The 16,545-nt window shown below is 71.5% G+C and carries 16 protein-coding genes; 14 read left to right on the top strand and 2 right to left on the bottom strand.

The genetic code is table 11. The features are described from left to right. Positions 1-3: 3 nt before the first annotated feature. Positions 4-939 carry a carbamate kinase gene (gene arcC, locus FH608_RS25665; RefSeq protein ID WP_139633133.1) on the bottom strand — a complete coding sequence of 312 codons (936 nt, stop codon included), beginning with the start codon at positions 937-939 and terminating at the stop codon, positions 4-6. 10 nt (positions 940-949) lie between these two features. After that, positions 950-2,194 (bottom strand): arginine deiminase, encoded by a 1,245-nt coding sequence (locus FH608_RS25670; protein ID WP_139633134.1) that lies wholly within the window; start codon positions 2,192-2,194, stop codon positions 950-952. 204 nt (positions 2,195-2,398) lie between these two features. Here FH608_RS25670 and pyrR point away from each other — a divergent pair, with 204 nt between their 5' ends. From pyrR to FH608_RS25740, 14 genes are all read left to right on the top strand, one after another. Beyond that, on the top strand, positions 2,399-2,944 hold the full coding sequence (pyrR, locus tag FH608_RS25675) for a bifunctional pyr operon transcriptional regulator/uracil phosphoribosyltransferase PyrR (RefSeq protein ID WP_139633135.1): 546 nt from the start codon (positions 2,399-2,401) through the stop codon (positions 2,942-2,944). Continuing rightward, positions 2,941-3,858, top strand: coding sequence for an aspartate carbamoyltransferase catalytic subunit (locus FH608_RS25680; RefSeq protein ID WP_139633136.1), 918 nt, complete (start codon positions 2,941-2,943; stop codon positions 3,856-3,858). Before pyrR ends, FH608_RS25680 begins: the two co-directional genes overlap by 4 nt. Next, a complete protein-coding gene (locus tag FH608_RS25685) occupies positions 3,855-5,141 on the top strand; it encodes a dihydroorotase (protein ID WP_139633137.1) in 1,287 nt (428 codons plus the stop codon). Before FH608_RS25680 ends, FH608_RS25685 begins: the two co-directional genes overlap by 4 nt. After that, complete coding sequence (gene carA, locus FH608_RS25690) at positions 5,138-6,244, top strand: glutamine-hydrolyzing carbamoyl-phosphate synthase small subunit (RefSeq protein ID WP_139633138.1); 1,107 nt, start codon at positions 5,138-5,140, stop codon at positions 6,242-6,244. Before FH608_RS25685 ends, carA begins: the two co-directional genes overlap by 4 nt. After that, the gene (gene carB / locus FH608_RS25695; protein WP_139633139.1) at positions 6,231-9,518 is read left to right on the top strand and encodes a carbamoyl-phosphate synthase large subunit; all 3,288 of its coding nucleotides are present in this window, start codon (positions 6,231-6,233) and stop codon (positions 9,516-9,518) included. The genes carA and carB overlap by 14 nt, the downstream gene beginning before the upstream one ends. A gap of 38 nt (positions 9,519-9,556) precedes the next feature. Beyond that, positions 9,557-10,408 (top strand): dihydroorotate dehydrogenase electron transfer subunit, encoded by an 852-nt coding sequence (locus FH608_RS25700; protein ID WP_226899883.1) that lies wholly within the window; start codon positions 9,557-9,559, stop codon positions 10,406-10,408. Then, positions 10,398-11,375 carry a dihydroorotate dehydrogenase gene (locus FH608_RS25705; RefSeq protein ID WP_139633141.1) on the top strand — a complete coding sequence of 326 codons (978 nt, stop codon included), beginning with the start codon at positions 10,398-10,400 and terminating at the stop codon, positions 11,373-11,375. The genes FH608_RS25700 and FH608_RS25705 overlap by 11 nt, the downstream gene beginning before the upstream one ends. A gap of 160 nt (positions 11,376-11,535) precedes the next feature. Then, positions 11,536-12,228 carry an orotidine-5'-phosphate decarboxylase gene (gene pyrF / locus FH608_RS25710; RefSeq protein ID WP_139633142.1) on the top strand — a complete coding sequence of 231 codons (693 nt, stop codon included), beginning with the start codon at positions 11,536-11,538 and terminating at the stop codon, positions 12,226-12,228. Positions 12,229-12,780: 552 nt separating this feature from the next. Beyond that, positions 12,781-13,104 carry an integration host factor, actinobacterial type gene (mihF, locus tag FH608_RS25715; RefSeq protein WP_020541698.1) on the top strand — a complete coding sequence of 108 codons (324 nt, stop codon included), beginning with the start codon at positions 12,781-12,783 and terminating at the stop codon, positions 13,102-13,104. Between the two features lie 116 nt (positions 13,105-13,220). After that, a complete protein-coding gene (gene gmk, locus FH608_RS25720) occupies positions 13,221-13,814 on the top strand; it encodes a guanylate kinase (RefSeq protein WP_139633143.1) in 594 nt (197 codons plus the stop codon). A 5-nt stretch (positions 13,815-13,819) separates the two neighbouring features. Then, positions 13,820-14,089, top strand: a complete 270-nt coding sequence (gene rpoZ / locus FH608_RS25725) for a DNA-directed RNA polymerase subunit omega (RefSeq protein ID WP_043638590.1) — start codon at positions 13,820-13,822, stop codon at positions 14,087-14,089. An 8-nt stretch (positions 14,090-14,097) separates the two neighbouring features. Then, on the top strand, positions 14,098-15,552 hold the full coding sequence (gene coaBC, locus FH608_RS25730) for a bifunctional phosphopantothenoylcysteine decarboxylase/phosphopantothenate--cysteine ligase CoaBC (RefSeq protein ID WP_139633144.1): 1,455 nt from the start codon (positions 14,098-14,100) through the stop codon (positions 15,550-15,552). A gap of 172 nt (positions 15,553-15,724) precedes the next feature. Further along, positions 15,725-16,048: a hypothetical protein gene (locus FH608_RS25735; RefSeq protein ID WP_139633145.1), complete on the top strand. Its 324-nt coding sequence runs from the start codon at positions 15,725-15,727 to the stop codon at positions 16,046-16,048. A 361-nt stretch (positions 16,049-16,409) separates the two neighbouring features. After that, the coding region (locus FH608_RS25740) for an S-adenosylmethionine synthetase N-terminal domain-containing protein (protein WP_226899327.1) at positions 16,410-16,545 on the top strand (136 nt) is incomplete at its 3' end.

Consider the following 16,545-nt stretch of genomic DNA (forward strand, 5'->3'; position numbering starts at 1 on the left):
TCCCTAAAGGGTGCTCGTCAGCGGCCACCTGCCGTTGGGGGTGACGATCGTGCCCGCCGAGCCGTCGAGTATGCGCTCGGCCTCGTCGAGCCGCCCGATCGCGGCCATGTCGCCGGTCGTCTCCACGAACCGGCAGACCGCGTCCACCTTCGGCCCCATCGACCCCGCGGGGAACTCCAGCGCCCGCAGCTCGTGCGGCGTGGTGTGGGCGATCTCGGTCTGGTGCGGCGTGCCGAAGCCGCGCATGACGCGCGGCACGTCGGTGAGGATCAGGAACGCGTCGCACTCCAGCGACTCGGCCAGCAGTGAGGCCGTGAGGTCCTTGTCGACGACCGCCTCCACCCCGGCCAGCCGGCCGCGCTCGTCGCGCACGACCGGGATGCCCCCGCCGCCCGCGCAGATCACGACCACGCCCTCGCGGATCATCTGGCGGATCAGCCGGGTCTCGACGATGCGGCGCGGCACCGGCGAGGGCACCACGCGCCGCCAGTGGGCGCCGTCGCGCCCGACCGTCCAGCCGTGCTCGGCGGCCAGCTTCTCCGCCTGCTCCCGCTCGTAGACCTGGCCGACGAACTTCGTCGGGTGCTCGAAGGCGGGATCGACGGCCGTCACCAGGGTCTGCGTGACCACGGCCAGCACCTGGCGGCCGGGCAGCGCGTTCTGCAGGGCCTGCTGCATCCAGTAGCCGATCATGCCCTGCGTCTGGGCGCCCAGCGTGTCGAACGGGTACGGCCTGGTCAGGCTGGGGTCCGCGGCGCTCTCCACGGCCAGCAGGCCGACCTGGGGGCCGTTGCCGTGGGTGATGACCAGCTCGTGCTCCAGCGCCAGCCTGGCGAGCGTCCTGACGGCCGTACGGATGTTGGCCTGCTGGACGTCCGCGTCGGGCGCCTGGCCGCGCTTGAGCACCGCGTTGCCGCCCAGCGCCACGATGACCCGCATCCGGACCTCCTCACACGCCGTCGCGTTCGAGCGGGCAGCTCATGCAGCGCGGGCCGCCGCGCCCCCTGCCGAGCTCGCTGCCCCTGATGGTGATGACCTCGATGCCGTTGTCGCGCAGGTGGTTGTTCGTGGTCGTGTTGCGCTCGTAGGCGACCACCACGCCGGGCTCCAGCGCCAGCCCGTTGCACCCGTCGTCCCACTGCTCCCGCTCGGCCGCGCGGACGTCCTGCGTGGGCGTCAGCATCGTGATGTCGGGCAGGTCGAGCGCGTGCGCGATGGCCCGGTGCATGTGCTCGGGCGGGTGGTCGGTGACCTTGAGCCGCTTGCGCGTCTCGCCCGGCTCGATGGTGTAGGCGGGCAGCATCCCGAGGCCCGCGTACTTGGTGAACACGCCCACGTCCAGCATCGTCATCACGGTGTCGAGATGCATGAACGCCCGCGCCTTCGGCATGTCGAGCGCCACGATCCGGCGCGCCGAGCCGGCGGCGAACAGGCGCTGCGCCAGCATCTCGACCGCCTGCGGCTGGGTGCGCTCGCTCATGCCGACCAGCACCGCGCCCCGGCCGATGACCAGCACGTCGCCGCCCTCCATGGTGGCGGGCGCCACCGACTGGCCGGGCATCCAGCAGTGGTAGCCGCCCCTGTCGGGCCGGTCGAAGCCGCCCGCGAACGTCGGGTGGTACATGTAGACGGCCTCCATGTTGACCGTCTCGCGCATGCGGGCCTTCTTCTTCATGGCGTTGATCGACACGCCGTCGTAGATCCAGCAGGACGTGTCGCGGGTGAACAGGTGGTTGGGCAGCGGCGGCAGCACGAAGTCGTCGCCGTGCGTGGTGTGGAAGGTCACCGAGTCGGGGTCGCAGCCCATCTCGACCAGCTCGCGCTTGGTGATGCCGCCGGTCAGGTAGAGGCCCAGCGTCGCGGAGTCCATGCCGTCGAGCGCGTTGCGCACGTCGTCGAGGGCCCCCGGCCCGAGCCAGCGCTCGTCGATGACGGCGTCGAGGATGTGCTTGCGCGCCTCGGGGATGTCGATGGTCTCCCTGAGCAGGTCGGACAGCAGGTGGACCGTGACGCCGCGCTCGGTCAGCACCCGGCGGAACTCCTCGTGCTCCTCCACCGCGCGCTGGACCCAGAGAACGTCGTCGAAGAGGAAGGCGTCCTTGTTGGACGGGGTCAGCCGCTTGAGCGCCAGGTCGGGGCCGTGCAGCAGCACCTGGCGCAGGCGGCCGACCTCGGAATCGACGTGAAAGGTCATCTTCGCAGTCTTCCCCTCCAGACGGCTCCCCGGGCGCGACCAGCGTCCCCCTGGGCAGCCGGTACGCCATCCGTACCCCGCCGCGGGCACCGTGACGCCATGGAAGGCCGCTCGCGTTGTGGCTGGTAGCCCCTGGTACTGTGTGTCCCGACCAACACCCTTTAAGACCCGTCCCGTGAGGCGGGAAAGGTGGTGAGATTCGCCATGTCCGATTCCCGGGCCGTCCTCGAGGCCCCGGACATCCACCGGGCGCTGACCCGGATCGCGCACGAGATCCTCGAACGCACCAAGGGAGCCGGCGACGTCGTGCTCCTCGGCATCCCGACCCGCGGCGCGACGCTGGCCCGCCGGCTCGGTGACCGCATCCGGCAGTTCGAGGGCGTGAAGATCCCCGTCGGCTCGATCGACATCACGATGTACCGCGACGACCTGCGGCTCAAGCCCGCCCGGCCGCTCGGCCACACCGAGCTGCCGCCCGACGGCATCGACGGCAGGGTCGTCGTGCTCGTGGACGACGTCCTCTACTCCGGCCGCACGGTGCGCGCCGCGCTCGACGCGCTCAACGACCTCGGCCGCCCCACCGCCGTGCAGCTGGCCACGCTGGTCGACCGCGGCCACCGCGAGCTGCCCATCCGCGCCGACTACGTCGGCAAGAACCTTCCCACCGCCAAGAGCGAGAAGGTCCGGGTCTACCTCGAGGAGATCGACGGCCGCGACGCCGTGCTCCTCGTGAAGGGGGGTGCCCAGTGAACCGCCACCTGATCTCCGCCGGCGACCTCGCCAAGGACGACGCGCTGCTCATCCTCGACACCGCCGAGGAGCTGGCGAGTGTCTCGGAACGTTCCATCAAGAAGCTGCCGACGCTGCGCGGGCGCACGGTGGTCAACCTGTTCTTCGAGGACTCCACGCGGACGCGGATCTCGTTCGAGGCGGCGGCCAAGCGGCTGTCCGCCGACGTGATCAACTTCTCGGCCAAGGGGTCGAGCGTGTCCAAGGGCGAGTCGCTCAAGGACACCGCGCTCACGCTGGAGGCCATGGGCGCCGACGCGGTCGTCATCCGCCACGGGTCCTCCGGCGCGCCGCACCGCCTGGCCACCTGGGTGCACGGCAGCGTGGTCAACGCCGGCGACGGCACCCACGAGCACCCCACGCAGGCGCTGCTCGACGCCTTCTCGATGCGCCGCCGCCTGGGCGGCCTCGAAGGGCGCAAGGTGACGATCGTCGGCGACGTGCTGCACAGCCGGGTCGCCCGATCCAACGTGCTGCTGCTCCACACGCTCGGAGCCGAGGTCACCCTGGTGGCGCCGCCGACGCTGCTGCCCGTCTCGGTCGGCTCCTGGCCGTGCGAGGTCTCCTACGACCTGGACGCGGTGCTGCCCAAGTCGGACGTCGTGATGATGCTGCGGGTGCAGAAGGAGCGGATGAACGCCGCGTACTTCCCGAGCGAGCGCGAATACTCACGCCGCTACGGGCTCGACCGCGACCGGTTCGCCAAGATGCCCGACGACGCGATCGTCATGCATCCCGGGCCGATGAACCGGGGGATGGAGATCGCCGCCGAGGTGGCCGACTCGGCGCGCTCCACGATCGTCGAGCAGGTCGCCAACGGTGTGACCATCCGCATGGCCGTCCTGTACCTGCTGCTCGGGGGAGAGAGCGCGTGAAAATCCGTAATGTCCGGATCCTGGGTGGCGAGCCGGTCGACATCCGGATCGCCGACGGCGTGATCGCCGAGATCGGGCCGGGCCTGGAGGGCGGCGAGGTCGTCGACGGCGGCGGCGCGATCGCGCTGCCCGGCCTGGTCGACCTGCACACCCACCTGCGCGAGCCCGGCCGCGAGGACGCCGAGACCGTGCAGACCGGCACCCAGTCGGCCGCCAGGGGCGGCTACACCGCCGTGCACGCCATGGCCAACACCTCGCCCGTCGCCGACACCGCCGGCGTGGTCGAGCAGGTGTGGCGGCTCGGCCGGGAGTTCGGGCACTGCGACGTGCACCCCGTCGGCGCCGTCACCGTCGGCCTGGAGGGCAGGCAGCTCGCCGAGCTGGGCGCGATGGCCGACTCGGCCGCCCGCGTGCGGGTCTTCTCCGACGACGGCAAGTGCGTGGACGACGCCGTGCTGATGCGCCGCGCCCTGGAATACGTCAAGGCGTTCGACGGCGTCGTCGCCCAGCACGCCCAGGAGCCCAGGCTGACCGCCGGCGCCCAGATGAACGAGGGCGTCGTCTCCGGCCGGCTCGGCCTGACCGGCTGGCCCGCGGTCGCCGAGGAGGCGGTCATCGCCCGCGACTGCCTGCTGGCCGCCCACGTCGGCTCCAGGCTGCACGTCTGCCACGTCTCCACCGCCGGTTCGGTCGAGATCATCCGCTGGGCCAAGTCCAAGGGCTGGAACATCACCGCCGAGGTCACCCCGCACCACCTGCTGCTCACCGACGACCTCGTCGAGGAGTCGCCGGTGGGCGCGTACAACCCGATCTACAAGGTCAACCCGCCGCTGCGCACGCGCGCGGACGTCGAGGCGCTGCGCGCCGCGCTCGCCGACGGCACCATCGACATCGTCGCCACCGACCACGCGCCCCACCCGGTCGAGGACAAGGAGACCGAGTGGTCGGCCGCGGCCATGGGCATGATCGGCCTGGAGACGGCGCTCAGCGTGGTCCAGGAGGCCATGGTCGAGACCGGGCTGCTCGACTGGGCGGGCGTCGCCGAGCGCATGTCGGCCGTGCCCGCGCGCATCGGCCGGCTCGCCGGCCAGGGCAGGCCGCTGGAGGCGGGCTCGCCGGCCAACATCACGCTCTACGACCCGTCCGCGCGCACCGAGGTCGACCCGTGGGCGTACGCGTCGAAGAGCAGGAACACCCCGTACGAGGGAATGACGTTGCCCGGGAGGGTAGTGGCCACGTTCCTGCGCGGCAGGCCGACCGTACTCGAAGGGAAGCTGGTTTGAACACATCGGTGCTCGTCCTGGAAGACGGCCGCGTCTTCCACGGATCCCCGTTCGGCGCCGAGGGCGAGACGTTCGGCGAGATGGTCTTCAACACCGGCATGACCGGCTACCAGGAGACCCTCACGGACCCGTCCTACCATCGGCAGATCGTCGCCATGACGGCGCCCCACATCGGCAACACCGGCGTCAACGACGAGGACCCGGAGTCGAAGCGCGTCTGGGTCGCGGGCTACGTCGTGCGCGAGCCGTCCCGCATCGTCTCCAACTGGCGAGCCGACCGCTCGCTCGACGACTACCTCAAGGAGCAGGGCGTCGTCGGCATCGCGATCACCGGCACCCGCGCGCTCACCCGCCACCTGCGCGAGCGCGGCGCCATGCGCGCCGGCATCTTCAGCGCGCCCGCCGAGCCGGTCGAGGAGCTGGTCGAGCGCGTACGCCGGTCGCCCGGCATGGAGGGCGCCGACCTGGCCGCCGAGGTGGCCACCACCGAGCCCTACGTCGTGCCCGCGATCGGCGGGAAGAGGTTCACGGTCGCGGCCGTGGACCTGGGCATCAAGGGCATGACGCCGCACCGGATGGCCGAGCGCGGCTGCGAGGTGCACGTGCTGCCCGCGACGGCCACGTACGAGCAGATCACGGCGGTGAAGCCGGACGGCGTGTTCTTCTCCAACGGGCCGGGCGACCCCGCCACGGCCGACGTCAGCGCCCTGCAGGGCGTCCTGGAGGCGAAGGTGCCGTTCTTCGGCATCTGCTTCGGCAACCAGCTGTTCGGGCGCGCCCTCGGCCTGTCCACCTACAAGCTGCGCTACGGGCACCGGGGCGTCAACCAGCCGGTCCAGGACGTGCGCACCGGGAAGGTGGAGATCTCGGCGCACAACCACGGGTTCGCCGTAGAGGCGCCGCTCGACGGGCCGTTCGACACCCCGTACGGCCGCGCCGAGGTGAGCCACGTCAACCTCAACGACCGCTGCGTGGAGGGGCTGCGCCTGCTCGACGGCCGGGCCTTCAGCGTCCAGTACCACCCCGAGGCCGCCGCCGGGCCCCACGACGCCGCCTACCTTTTCGACGAGTTCTGTGAGGTCATGACCCGTGCCCAAGCGTGAGGACATCAGGTCGGTCCTGGTGATCGGCTCGGGGCCGATCGTCATCGGCCAGGCGTGCGAGTTCGACTACTCCGGCACCCAGGCGTGCCGCGTGCTGCGGGCCGAGGGATTCCGGGTCATCCTCGTCAACAGCAACCCGGCGACGATCATGACGGACCCCGAGTTCGCGGACGCCACGTACGTCGAGCCCATCACCCCCGAGTACGTCGAGAAGATCATCGCCAAGGAGCGGCCCGACGCGCTGCTGCCGACGCTGGGCGGGCAGACCGCGCTCAACACGGCCGTCGCGCTGCACGAGTCGGGCGTGCTGGCCAAGTACGAGGTCGAGCTGATCGGCGCCGACTTCGACGCCATCCAGGCGGGCGAGAACCGCGAGCGGTTCAAGGAGATCGTCGCCAAGGTGGCCCGCGAGCGGGGGCTCAACGCCGAGTCGGCCAGATCGGCCATCTGCCACACGATGGACGAGTGCCTGGCCGCCGCGCGCGAGCTGGGCTACCCGGTCGTCGTCCGGCCGTCGTTCACGATGGGCGGCGCCGGCTCCGGCTTCGCCTACGACGAGGACGACCTGCGGCGCATCGCCGGCGCGGGCCTCGACGCCTCCCCGACCACCGAGGTGCTCCTGGAGGAGTCGATCCTCGGCTGGAAGGAGTACGAGCTGGAGGTCATGCGCGACAAGAACGACAACGTCGTCATCGTCTGCTCCATCGAGAACATCGACCCGATGGGCGTCCACACCGGCGACAGCGTCACCGTCGCGCCCGCGCTGACCCTGACCGACCGCGAATACCAGAACATGCGCGACGTCGCCATCGCCGTCATCCGCGAGGTCGGCGTCGACACCGGCGGCTGCAACATCCAGTTCGCGGTCGACCCGCGCACCGGCCGGATGATCGTCATCGAGATGAACCCGCGCGTGTCCCGGTCCTCGGCGCTGGCCTCCAAGGCCACCGGGTTCCCGATCGCGAAGATCGCGGCCAAGCTCGCCATCGGCTACACCCTCGACGAGATCCCCAACGACATCACCAAGGAGACCCCGGCCTCCTTCGAGCCGACGCTCGACTACATCGTGGTGAAGGTCCCGAGGTTCGCGTTCGAGAAGTTCCAGGGCGCCGACCAGACGCTCACCACGCACATGAAGTCCGTGGGCGAGGCCATGGCCATCGGCCGCTCCTTCCCCGAGGCGCTGCAGAAGGCGCTGCGCTCGCTGGAGAAGAAGGGCTCCTCCTTCACCTGGGCCGGCCCGCCCGGCGACAAGGCCGAGCTGCTCGGCAGGTGCCGCACCCCGCACGACGGGCGGCTGCGCACCATGCAGCAGGCCATCAGGGCGGGCGCCACGCCCGAGGAGGTGTTCGAGGCGACCAGCGTCGACCCCTGGTTCGTCGACCAGCTCTTCCTGCTCCACGAGGAGGCCGAGGCCGTCGCCGCCGCGCCCGAGCTGACCGCGGAGGTGCTGGAGCGGGCCAAGCACCACGGGTTCAGCGACGCGCAGATCGGCGAGATCCGCGGCATCGACGAGGCCAGGGTGCGCGACCTGCGCCACGCCCTGGGCCTGCGCCCCGTCTACAACACCGTCGACACGTGCGCCGCCGAGTTCGCCGCGAAGACCCCGTACCTCTACTCGACCTACGACGAGGAGAGCGAGGTCCCGCGGGGCGAGCGCCAGAAGGTCATCATCCTCGGCTCGGGCCCCAACCGCATCGGGCAGGGCATCGAGTTCGACTACGCGTGCGTGCACGCCTCGTTCGAGCTGGCCAGGGCCGGGTTCGAGACCGTCATGGTCAACTGCAACCCGGAGACCGTCTCCACCGACTACGACACCTCCGACCGGCTCTACTTCGAGCCGCTCACCCTGGAGGACGTCCTGGAGGTCGTCCACGCCGAGCAGCAGACCGGCCCGGTGGCCGGGGTGATCGTGCAGCTCGGCGGCCAGACGCCGCTCGGCCTGGCGCAGGCGCTCAAGGACGCGGGCGTGCCCGTGGTCGGCACCTCGCCCGAGTCGATCCACCTGGCCGAGGAGCGCGGCGCGTTCGGGCGGGTGCTGGCCGAGGCCGGCCTGCCCGCGCCGAGGCACGGCACCGCGCTCACCGTCGCCGAGGCGCGGGAGATCGCCGAGGAGATCGGCTACCCCGTGCTCGTGCGCCCGTCGTACGTGCTCGGCGGCGCCGGCATGGCCATCGTCTACGACGAGGAGACCCTGACCACCTACATGGCGGCCCAGGAGGGCGGCCACCCGGTGCTGATCGACAAGTTCCTCGACGAGGCCATCGAGATCGACGTCGACGCCCTCTACGACGGGACGGAGCTGTATCTCGGCGGCGTCATGGAGCACATCGAGGAGGCCGGCATCCACTCCGGCGACTCGGCGTGCGCGCTGCCGCCCATCACCCTCGGCAGCCTCGACATCAAGCGCATCCGCGCCGCCACCGAGGCCATCGCGAGGGGAGTGGGGGTGCGCGGGCTGCTCAACGTCCAGTACGCGATGTCGGCCGGCGTCCTCTACGTCCTGGAGGCCAACCCGCGGGCCAGCCGCACCGTGCCGTTCGTGTCCAAGGCGACCGCGGTCCCGCTGGCCAAGGCGGCGGCCCGGGTGATGCTCGGCACGCCGATCGCCGCCCTGCGCGAGGAGGGCATGCTGCCCGCGACCGGCGACGGCGGCACCCTCCCGATGGAGGCGTCCATCGCGGTCAAGGAAGCGGTGCTGCCGTTCAACCGGTTCCGGGGCGTCGACACCGTGCTCGGTCCCGAGATGCGCTCCACGGGCGAGGTCATGGGCATCGACGAGTTCTTCGGCATCGCGTTCGCCAAGTCCCAGGCGGGGGCGTACGGCGAGCTCCCGACCAAGGGACGCGCGTTCGTATCCGTGGCCAACAGAGACAAGCGTGCGATGATCTTCCCTGTGAAGGCGCTGGCGGACCTCGGTTTCGAGATCCTGGCCACGGAGGGCACCGCCGAGGTGCTGCGCCGTAACGGCGTCCATGCCAAGATCGTGCGAAAGCACAGCGAGGGGAGCGGTCCCGGAGGTGAGCCCACGAGCGTGCAGGCCATTCTCGACGGCGAGGTCGACCTGATCGTCAACACGCCCTTCGGCGGCCCCGGGCAGTCCGGCCCGCGGCTCGACGGCTACGACATCCGCACCGCCGCGGTGCTGCGCGGCATCCCGTGCATCACCACGGTGGCGGGACTCGCCGCCGCGGCGGCCGGCATCCAGGCGATCGTCCGCGGCGATGTGGGCGTACGGTCGCTCCAGGAGCACGCACAGGCACTTCGCGGCTGACCCCGCACGGGAGGTGAAGACGACTGGCCGGCACTCCGGTGCAGGTGACGGGCACGGTGCTGACCACGCGCCGGGTCGACGCCTACCATGCGCTGACGGTGGTGGCGCCCGGCGTCGCCGAGCGTTACCGCCCCGGTCACTTCGTCTCCGTGGCGGTCGGCGGGGCCCAGACGTCGATGGTGACGCGCCGCGCGCTGACCATCCATGACGTCAAGTCCGACTACGGCGGCACGGTCGAGCTGGTCTTCACCGTACGCGGGCCCGGCACGGCCTGGCTGGCAGAGCGGCGCGCCCGCGACACGCTCGACCTGGTCGGGCCGCTCGGCCGGCCCTTCCCGCTGCCGCGCGACCCCGCCCACTGCGTGCTGGTCGGCTCCGAGTACGGCTCCGCCGTGCTGTTCCCGCTGGCCGACGCGCTCCTGGAGCGGGGCTGCCGGGTCGACTTCGTGCTGGGCGGCGCCGGCGCCGAGCGGGTCTTCGGCGCCATGCGGGCCCGCCGGATCGCCGAGACCACCACGCTGACCACCGAGGACGGCTCGCTCGGGCTGCGCGGGAAGGTCACCGACGCGCTACCCTCGGTGATCGCCGACACGCGGGCCGACGCGGTCTACGCCTGCGCGCCCATGGCGACGCTGCGGGCCGTGACGGCGGTGGCGATGGAGTTCGACATCCCGGTGCAGGTGGCCGTCGAGGAGTCGATGGCGTGCGGCATCGGGGTGTGCATGACGTGCGTCCTGCCCGTCATCGGGGACGACGGGGTGACGAGGATGGTGCGGGCCTGCGCGGAAGGGCCGGTGTTCCGGGGGGAGCGGGTGCGTTTCGAGGACGTGGGAACGATCCCGTTCGACGCACTCGGCGCCCCCGGGGGCGGTGCACGACATGTCAGTTGATATGCGGACATTTCTGGCGCATGTGGAGCTGGCGAACCCGATCACCACGGCCGCCGGCTGCGCCTCCTCCGGGCGGGAGCTGGCCCAGTTCTTCGACCTGCACCGGCTCGGGGCGCTGACCACCCGCTCGATCACCATGGCGCCCAGGGCCGGGCGGCCGACCCCGCGCATGGCCGAGACGCCCTCGGGCATGCTGAACGCCGTGGGGCTGCAGGGGCCGGGCATCGAGGCGTTCCTGGAGCGGGAGCTGCCCTGGCTCGCCCAGCGCGGCATCAAGACCATCGTCTCGATCGGCGGCGGCACCGTCGCCGAATACTCCGAGCTGGCCCGCAGGCTCGCCGACGCGCCCGGGGTCACCGCCCTGGAGGTCAACCTCTCCTGCCCCAACATGGAGGACCGCGGCCGCGTCTTCGCCCGCGAGGGCAGCGCGGCGGCCGAGGTGATCGCCTCCGTGCGCTCCATCATGCGCTACGACGTGCCCGTGGTGGCCAAGCTCGCGCCCGACGTGGCCGACATCGTCTCCGTCGCCCGCGCCTGCGTCGACGCGGGGGCCGACGCGCTGTCCATGATCAACAATCCGCTCGGCATGACCATCGACACCGAGGCGCTGCGGCCCTCGCTCGCCGCCGTCACCGGGGGGCTGTCGGGGCCCGCCATCCTGCCGCTCGCCGTACGGTGCGTGTGGCAGGTCCACGCGGCGCTCCCGGGGGTGCCGCTGATCGGCGTCGGCGGCGTGATGACCGGCAGCGACGCCTTCCAGCTCGTCCTGGCGGGCGCCTGCGCGGTCGGGGTGGGCACGGCGCTGTTCCACGACCCGTACGCCTGCCTGCGCATCGAACGCGAGCTGGAGGACCTGCTGCGGGCCCGCGGGCTGCAGCGCCTGGCCGACGCGGTCGGCCTCGCCCACCGCCCGCCCGGCAGCGCCCCCCGCCACCTCCTCGTCGACTCCGAGGAGACCACCCCGTGAATCCCGGCCCTGCGCCCGCCGCCCGCCGCCACGGCCCGGCGCCAGCCCGCCGCCACGGCCCGGCGCCCGCCCGTCGTCAGCGCGTTCCGGCGCCTGCCTCCCGTCAGCGCGTCCCGGCCTCCGTACCCACCCCGAACCACCGTCCCGAGGAGAGCACGTCTTGACTCCCGCACCCATCGCCGTCGCACTGGACGCCCCCGACCTGGAGACCGCCGCCCGGTGGGCGGCCCTGGTGACGCCGCACGTCAGCACGGTCAAGGTGGGCCTGGAGCTCTACCTCCGCTACGGGCCCGACGTGATCGCCTCCGTGCAGGGGGCCAGTGGCGTGCAGGTGTTCCTCGACCTCAAGCTCCACGACATCCCCAACACCGTCGCGGGCGCCTCCCACGCCGTCGCCCGGCTGCGGCCGGCGTACCTCACCGTGCACGCCGCCGGCGGCCACGCCATGATCCGCGCCGCCGTGGACGCCGCGGACCCCCAGACCAGGATCGCCGCGGTCACCATCCTCACCTCGCTCACGGAGGCCGACCTGAGCCGCATCGGGCTCGCCGGGCCCGCCGACGACGCCGTACGCCGCCTGTCCGCCCTGTCGGTGGAGGCGGGCGCCACGGCGCTGGTGTGCTCGCCGAACGAGGTGGCGGCGGTGCGGGCCGAGGTGGGGGAGGGGATCACGCTCATCACGCCGGGCGTGCGGCCGGCGGGGGCCGCCGCGCAGGACCAGGCGCGGGTGGCCACGCCCGAACAGGCGCTCGCCGACGGCGCCGACCTGCTCGTCATCGGCCGCCCCATCACCGCCTCCCCCGACCCGGGCGCGGCCGCCGCCGCCATCGCCGCGTCGCTCCGTCGCCTGTAACACCCGATCCGTTCTGTTACGGCTGCGCACGGTGGGCCGCACGCGCCGACGTGCCCTGCCGCCTGTCATGGCCGGTCGTGAAGGCTCGCGGGTCGCTCGCCGTGACGAGCGCACGCTTGACCATGACCGTGGCTCTCCTGGCCGTGATCGCGGTCGCGGTGGAGCGACGGGTGCCCGCCGTTGCTCCGGCGCTCCTGGATCCGCGCGCGACCCTCGGCCGTGAAGGGGTGCGCTCTCAAGATCGTAATGCATGTCCGAGGGTGTTCGTGCGCGATCTTCGGATTGGTTTCGGGCCTGGTGCGGGCGGTATTTCGGACAGCGGCGGGTGACGGGAACGCGATCTTCGTTGCGTTTCGCGACACCGTCGCGAGCCGACGCGCGAACCCGGAAGTGAGGGCGATTTGATCAGCGCAATGTGATTTTACGTTCACGGAGAGTGATGAAGTGGATTTTGTGTGGAGAGAAACGGCTCTTGACGTTGCTTAGGGGGCGATGACCAGCTAGTTTCCCTTCCCGTCCGAGTACATCGACAGAAATTCGAGGTGACCCGGCGTGGCTCTTCCTCCACTGACCCCTGAGCAGCGCGCCGCAGCCCTGGAGAAGGCTGCCAAGGCCCGTAAAGAGCGTGCCGAGGTCAAGAACCGGCTCAAGCATGGCGCGGTTTCTCTGGCTGAGGTGCTCAAGGATGGGCAGACCGACGACGTCATCGGCAAGATGAAGGTGTCGGCCCTGTTGGAATCGCTCCCCGGCGTGGGCAAGGTCCGCGCCAAGCAGCTCATGGAGCGGCTTGCCATCGCCGAGTCCCGCCGCGTGCGGGGTCTCGGCGCGAACCAGAGGGCTTCCCTCGAGCGCGAGTTCGGTGGCAACGAGAGCTAATCTCTCTTCCACAGGAAAGCGCAGGTTCAACGGGGGGTAGGAAAGTGACCGACGGGTCCTGGTCCGGAGAAGTCAGTGCCTACGAGGCATTCGGGCCCGGAGCGGAGGTCGGGTTCTTGCCCTTGAGCGAGAGGCGGCTGACGGTCCTTTCAGGGCCGTCGGGCGTCGGTAAGTCCACGGTCGTCGCCGAGCTCCGGCGGGCACACCCCGAGGTGTGGCTGTCGGTCTCGGTGACCACCAGGAGGCCCCGGCCCGGCGAGGTCAACGGGGTCCACTACTACTTCGTCGACGGCGAGGAGTTCGACCGGCTGGTGGCCGCGGGCGAGCTGCTCGAATGGGCGGAGTTCGCGGGCAACCGCTACGGCACGCCGCGCGAGGCGGTGCTGAAGAAGCTCGCCGACGGGGTCCCCACCCTGCTCGAGATCGACCTCGAAGGCGCCAGGCAGGTGCGCAGGAGCATGCCCGAGGCGCTGCTGGTGTTCCTGGCCCCGCCCACCTGGGAGGAGCTGGAGAAGCGGCTGCGCGGGCGCGGCACCGAGCCCGAGGACGTCATCACGCGCCGCCTGGAGGCGGGGCGGATCGAGATGGCGGCGGAGCGTGAGTTCGACCTCACACTCGTGAACACGAACGTCCATGACGTGTGTCACCGGCTGATAGCCTTGATGACTGACCCTCAGGGGGTCACGACAACCACCAACCGAGAGGTCTGACAATCGTGGCAGGCACCACCCCGGCCGCGGAGGGCATCACCAACCCGCCGATCGACGCGCTGCTCGACATCGTCGACAGCAAATACTCCCTGGTGATCATGGGCGCCAAGCGCGCCCGCCAGATCAACGCCTACTACTCCCAGCTCGGCGAGGGCCTGCTGGAATACGTCGGGCCGCTGGTCGAGACGCACGCGCAGGAGAAGCCGCTGTCCATCGCCCTGCGCGAGGTCTCCGAGGGCCTGCTCAACGCCGAGCCGATCGAAGGCGCGGTCTGACTCCTTCGATGAAGGTCGTCCTGGGCGTCAGCGGCGGCATCGCCGCGTACAAGGCGTGTGAGCTGCTGCGCCTGTTCACCGAGTCCGGACACGAGGTACGGGTCGTGCCGACCCGTGAGGCGCTGAAGTTCGTGGGCGCGCCCACCTGGGCCGCCCTGTCGGGCCACCCCGTGTCGGCCGAGGTGTGGGACGACGTTCACGAGGTGCCCCACGTACGCATCGGCAAACAGGCCGACCTCGTCGTGGTGGCGCCCGCCACCGCCGACGTGCTCGCCAGGGCTGCCCACGGGCTGGCCGGCGACCTGCTCACCAACACGCTGCTGACGGCCACGTGCCCGGTCGTGTTCGCGCCCGCGATGCACACCGAGATGTGGCACCACCCCGCCACCCGCGCCAACGTCGCCACGCTGCGCGAGCGGGGCGCCGTCGTCATCGACCCCGCCGTCGGCCGGCTCACCGGGGTCGACACCGGCCCGGGCCGGCTGCCCGACCCGTCCGAGATCTTCCAGGTGTGCGTACGCGTGCTGCGCGGCCGCCCCCGTGACCTGGCCGGGCGTAAGATCGTGGTCTCCGCCGGCGGCACCCGCGAGGCGATCGACCCGGTCCGCTACATCGGCAACCGTTCCTCCGGGCTGCAGGGCTACGCGCTGGCCCGCACGGCCGTCGCCAGGGGCGCCGAGGTGACGCTGGTGGCGGCCAACGTGTCCCTGCCCGACCCCGCCGGGGCCAAGGTCGTCCGCGTGGAGTCGGCGGCCGATCTCCGGGAGGCGGTGCTGGCCGCCACGCCGGGCGCCGACGTGGTGGTCATGGCCGCGGCGGTGGCCGACTTCAGGCCCGAGACACGGCACGACACGAAGATCAAGAAGACGGATGGCGAGCCCGCGCCGATCCACCTGACGAAGAACCCCGACATCCTGGCCGAGCTCGGCGCCCTGCGGCGCGCCGCCCGGACGTCGCCCGCAGAGGCCCCTTCCGCCCCGCGACCGTCGGTCACCGGGGCCGTGCGCGGCACCACCCCGCAGCCGGTCGGCGCGCTGCCCGGCGATGGGGGGCCGGCGGGGAACGGCGGCGGGTCCGGGGGCCAGGCTGCGGTGAGGGACGGTGACCTGTCCGGGGGCCCGGCTTCGGCGCGGAGCGATGCCGCGTCCGCCGGGTCGGTGGCGGATGCCGCCCCTGCCGCGCGGGTGCCGGAAGCCTCCGCGCCGCGTCCGCCGTACCCCCAGGTGATCGTGGGGTTCGCGGCGGAGACGCACGACGTGCTCGCCAACGGCCAGGCCAAGCTCGCGCGCAAGGGCTGTGACCTGCTGGTCGTCAATCAGGTGGGGGAGGGCCTCGCCTTCGGCACGCCCGGCAACGCGGCCACCGTGCTCGTGGCGGACGGCGAGCCGGTCGAGGTGCCGTACGCGCCCAAGGAGGACGTCGCAGACGTCGTCTGGGACCTGGTCGCCGCCCGCCTCGCCTGAGCCCGTTCCCGGCGAAAGACCCCAATCGGGACATAAGCCCCTTGCGGCGCCCAAAGTGTGTAAGACCGATTACCCGATCACCTATTGCTCCACCCTCGCACGCCTACGGATACTTGGGGCGAAGGGGGATGGAATGCCGGTGGGTTCCGCTGTCAGGGATCGGTGTAGGACATTGCTCGGCGACCAGGGAGAGATCCACTACGTCTTTCCCGCGGTGTCCGCGGGACCGGCGGGGACGGGCAACTTCCTGATCGTGATCACCGGCTGCGCCATCTCGGTGCTGGCCACCAGGACGCTCAGGAGTGACCGGCCGGTCGCGGTGCTCGCCGCCTTTCCGCGACACACCCGGCTCGGCCCCATTTTTCCCGGGCCGGTCATCGAACTGGAGTCGATGGCGTTCGAGTTCGACGAGGAGTACGCCGCCGTGGTGGCGGCCGCCGACGCGGAGATCTTCGCGCCGGAGATCCTGCCGCTCGACCCGCTACCGGAGCTATGAGGCGGGGACGGGTTCGCGGGTCCCGCGGACCGGCGCTTGGCCCGCCGTAGTGGTTCTGTGGCATAGTGTCACCAGCATGTCCGGCGCCCAGGCGACGTCGGCGCCCTCCCCGGCCGGGCCGCGCGTGTCCGACCGGCCGGCGCCCCGACCGGACGTGCTCCCACGGGCCGGTGGCTTCGCCGCCGGAGCCGCGGGCACCAAGACGATCGGCTGGCACCGGCCACCTGGGCGTGTCCTGATCCCGTGCCAGGCATGGGGGCGCAAAGTCGATCGGAGACGCTAGACTCGGCGGGGCCCAGGTATGCGCATGCCTCCCCGGGTCTCACATTTCGTCAGCAGCCGCTGCATAGGAGCCACTGAGTTGTCACGTCGCCTGTTCACCTCCGAGTCGGTCACCGAGGGCCACCCGGACAAGATCGCTGACCAGATCAGTGACGCGATTCTCGACGCCATGCTGAAGGACGATCCGCGGAGCCGGGTCGCGGTCGAGACGTTGA

This window comes from Nonomuraea phyllanthi (genome assembly GCF_006334985.2).
Classification (GTDB): Bacteria; Actinomycetota; Actinomycetes; order Streptosporangiales; family Streptosporangiaceae; genus Nonomuraea; species Nonomuraea phyllanthi.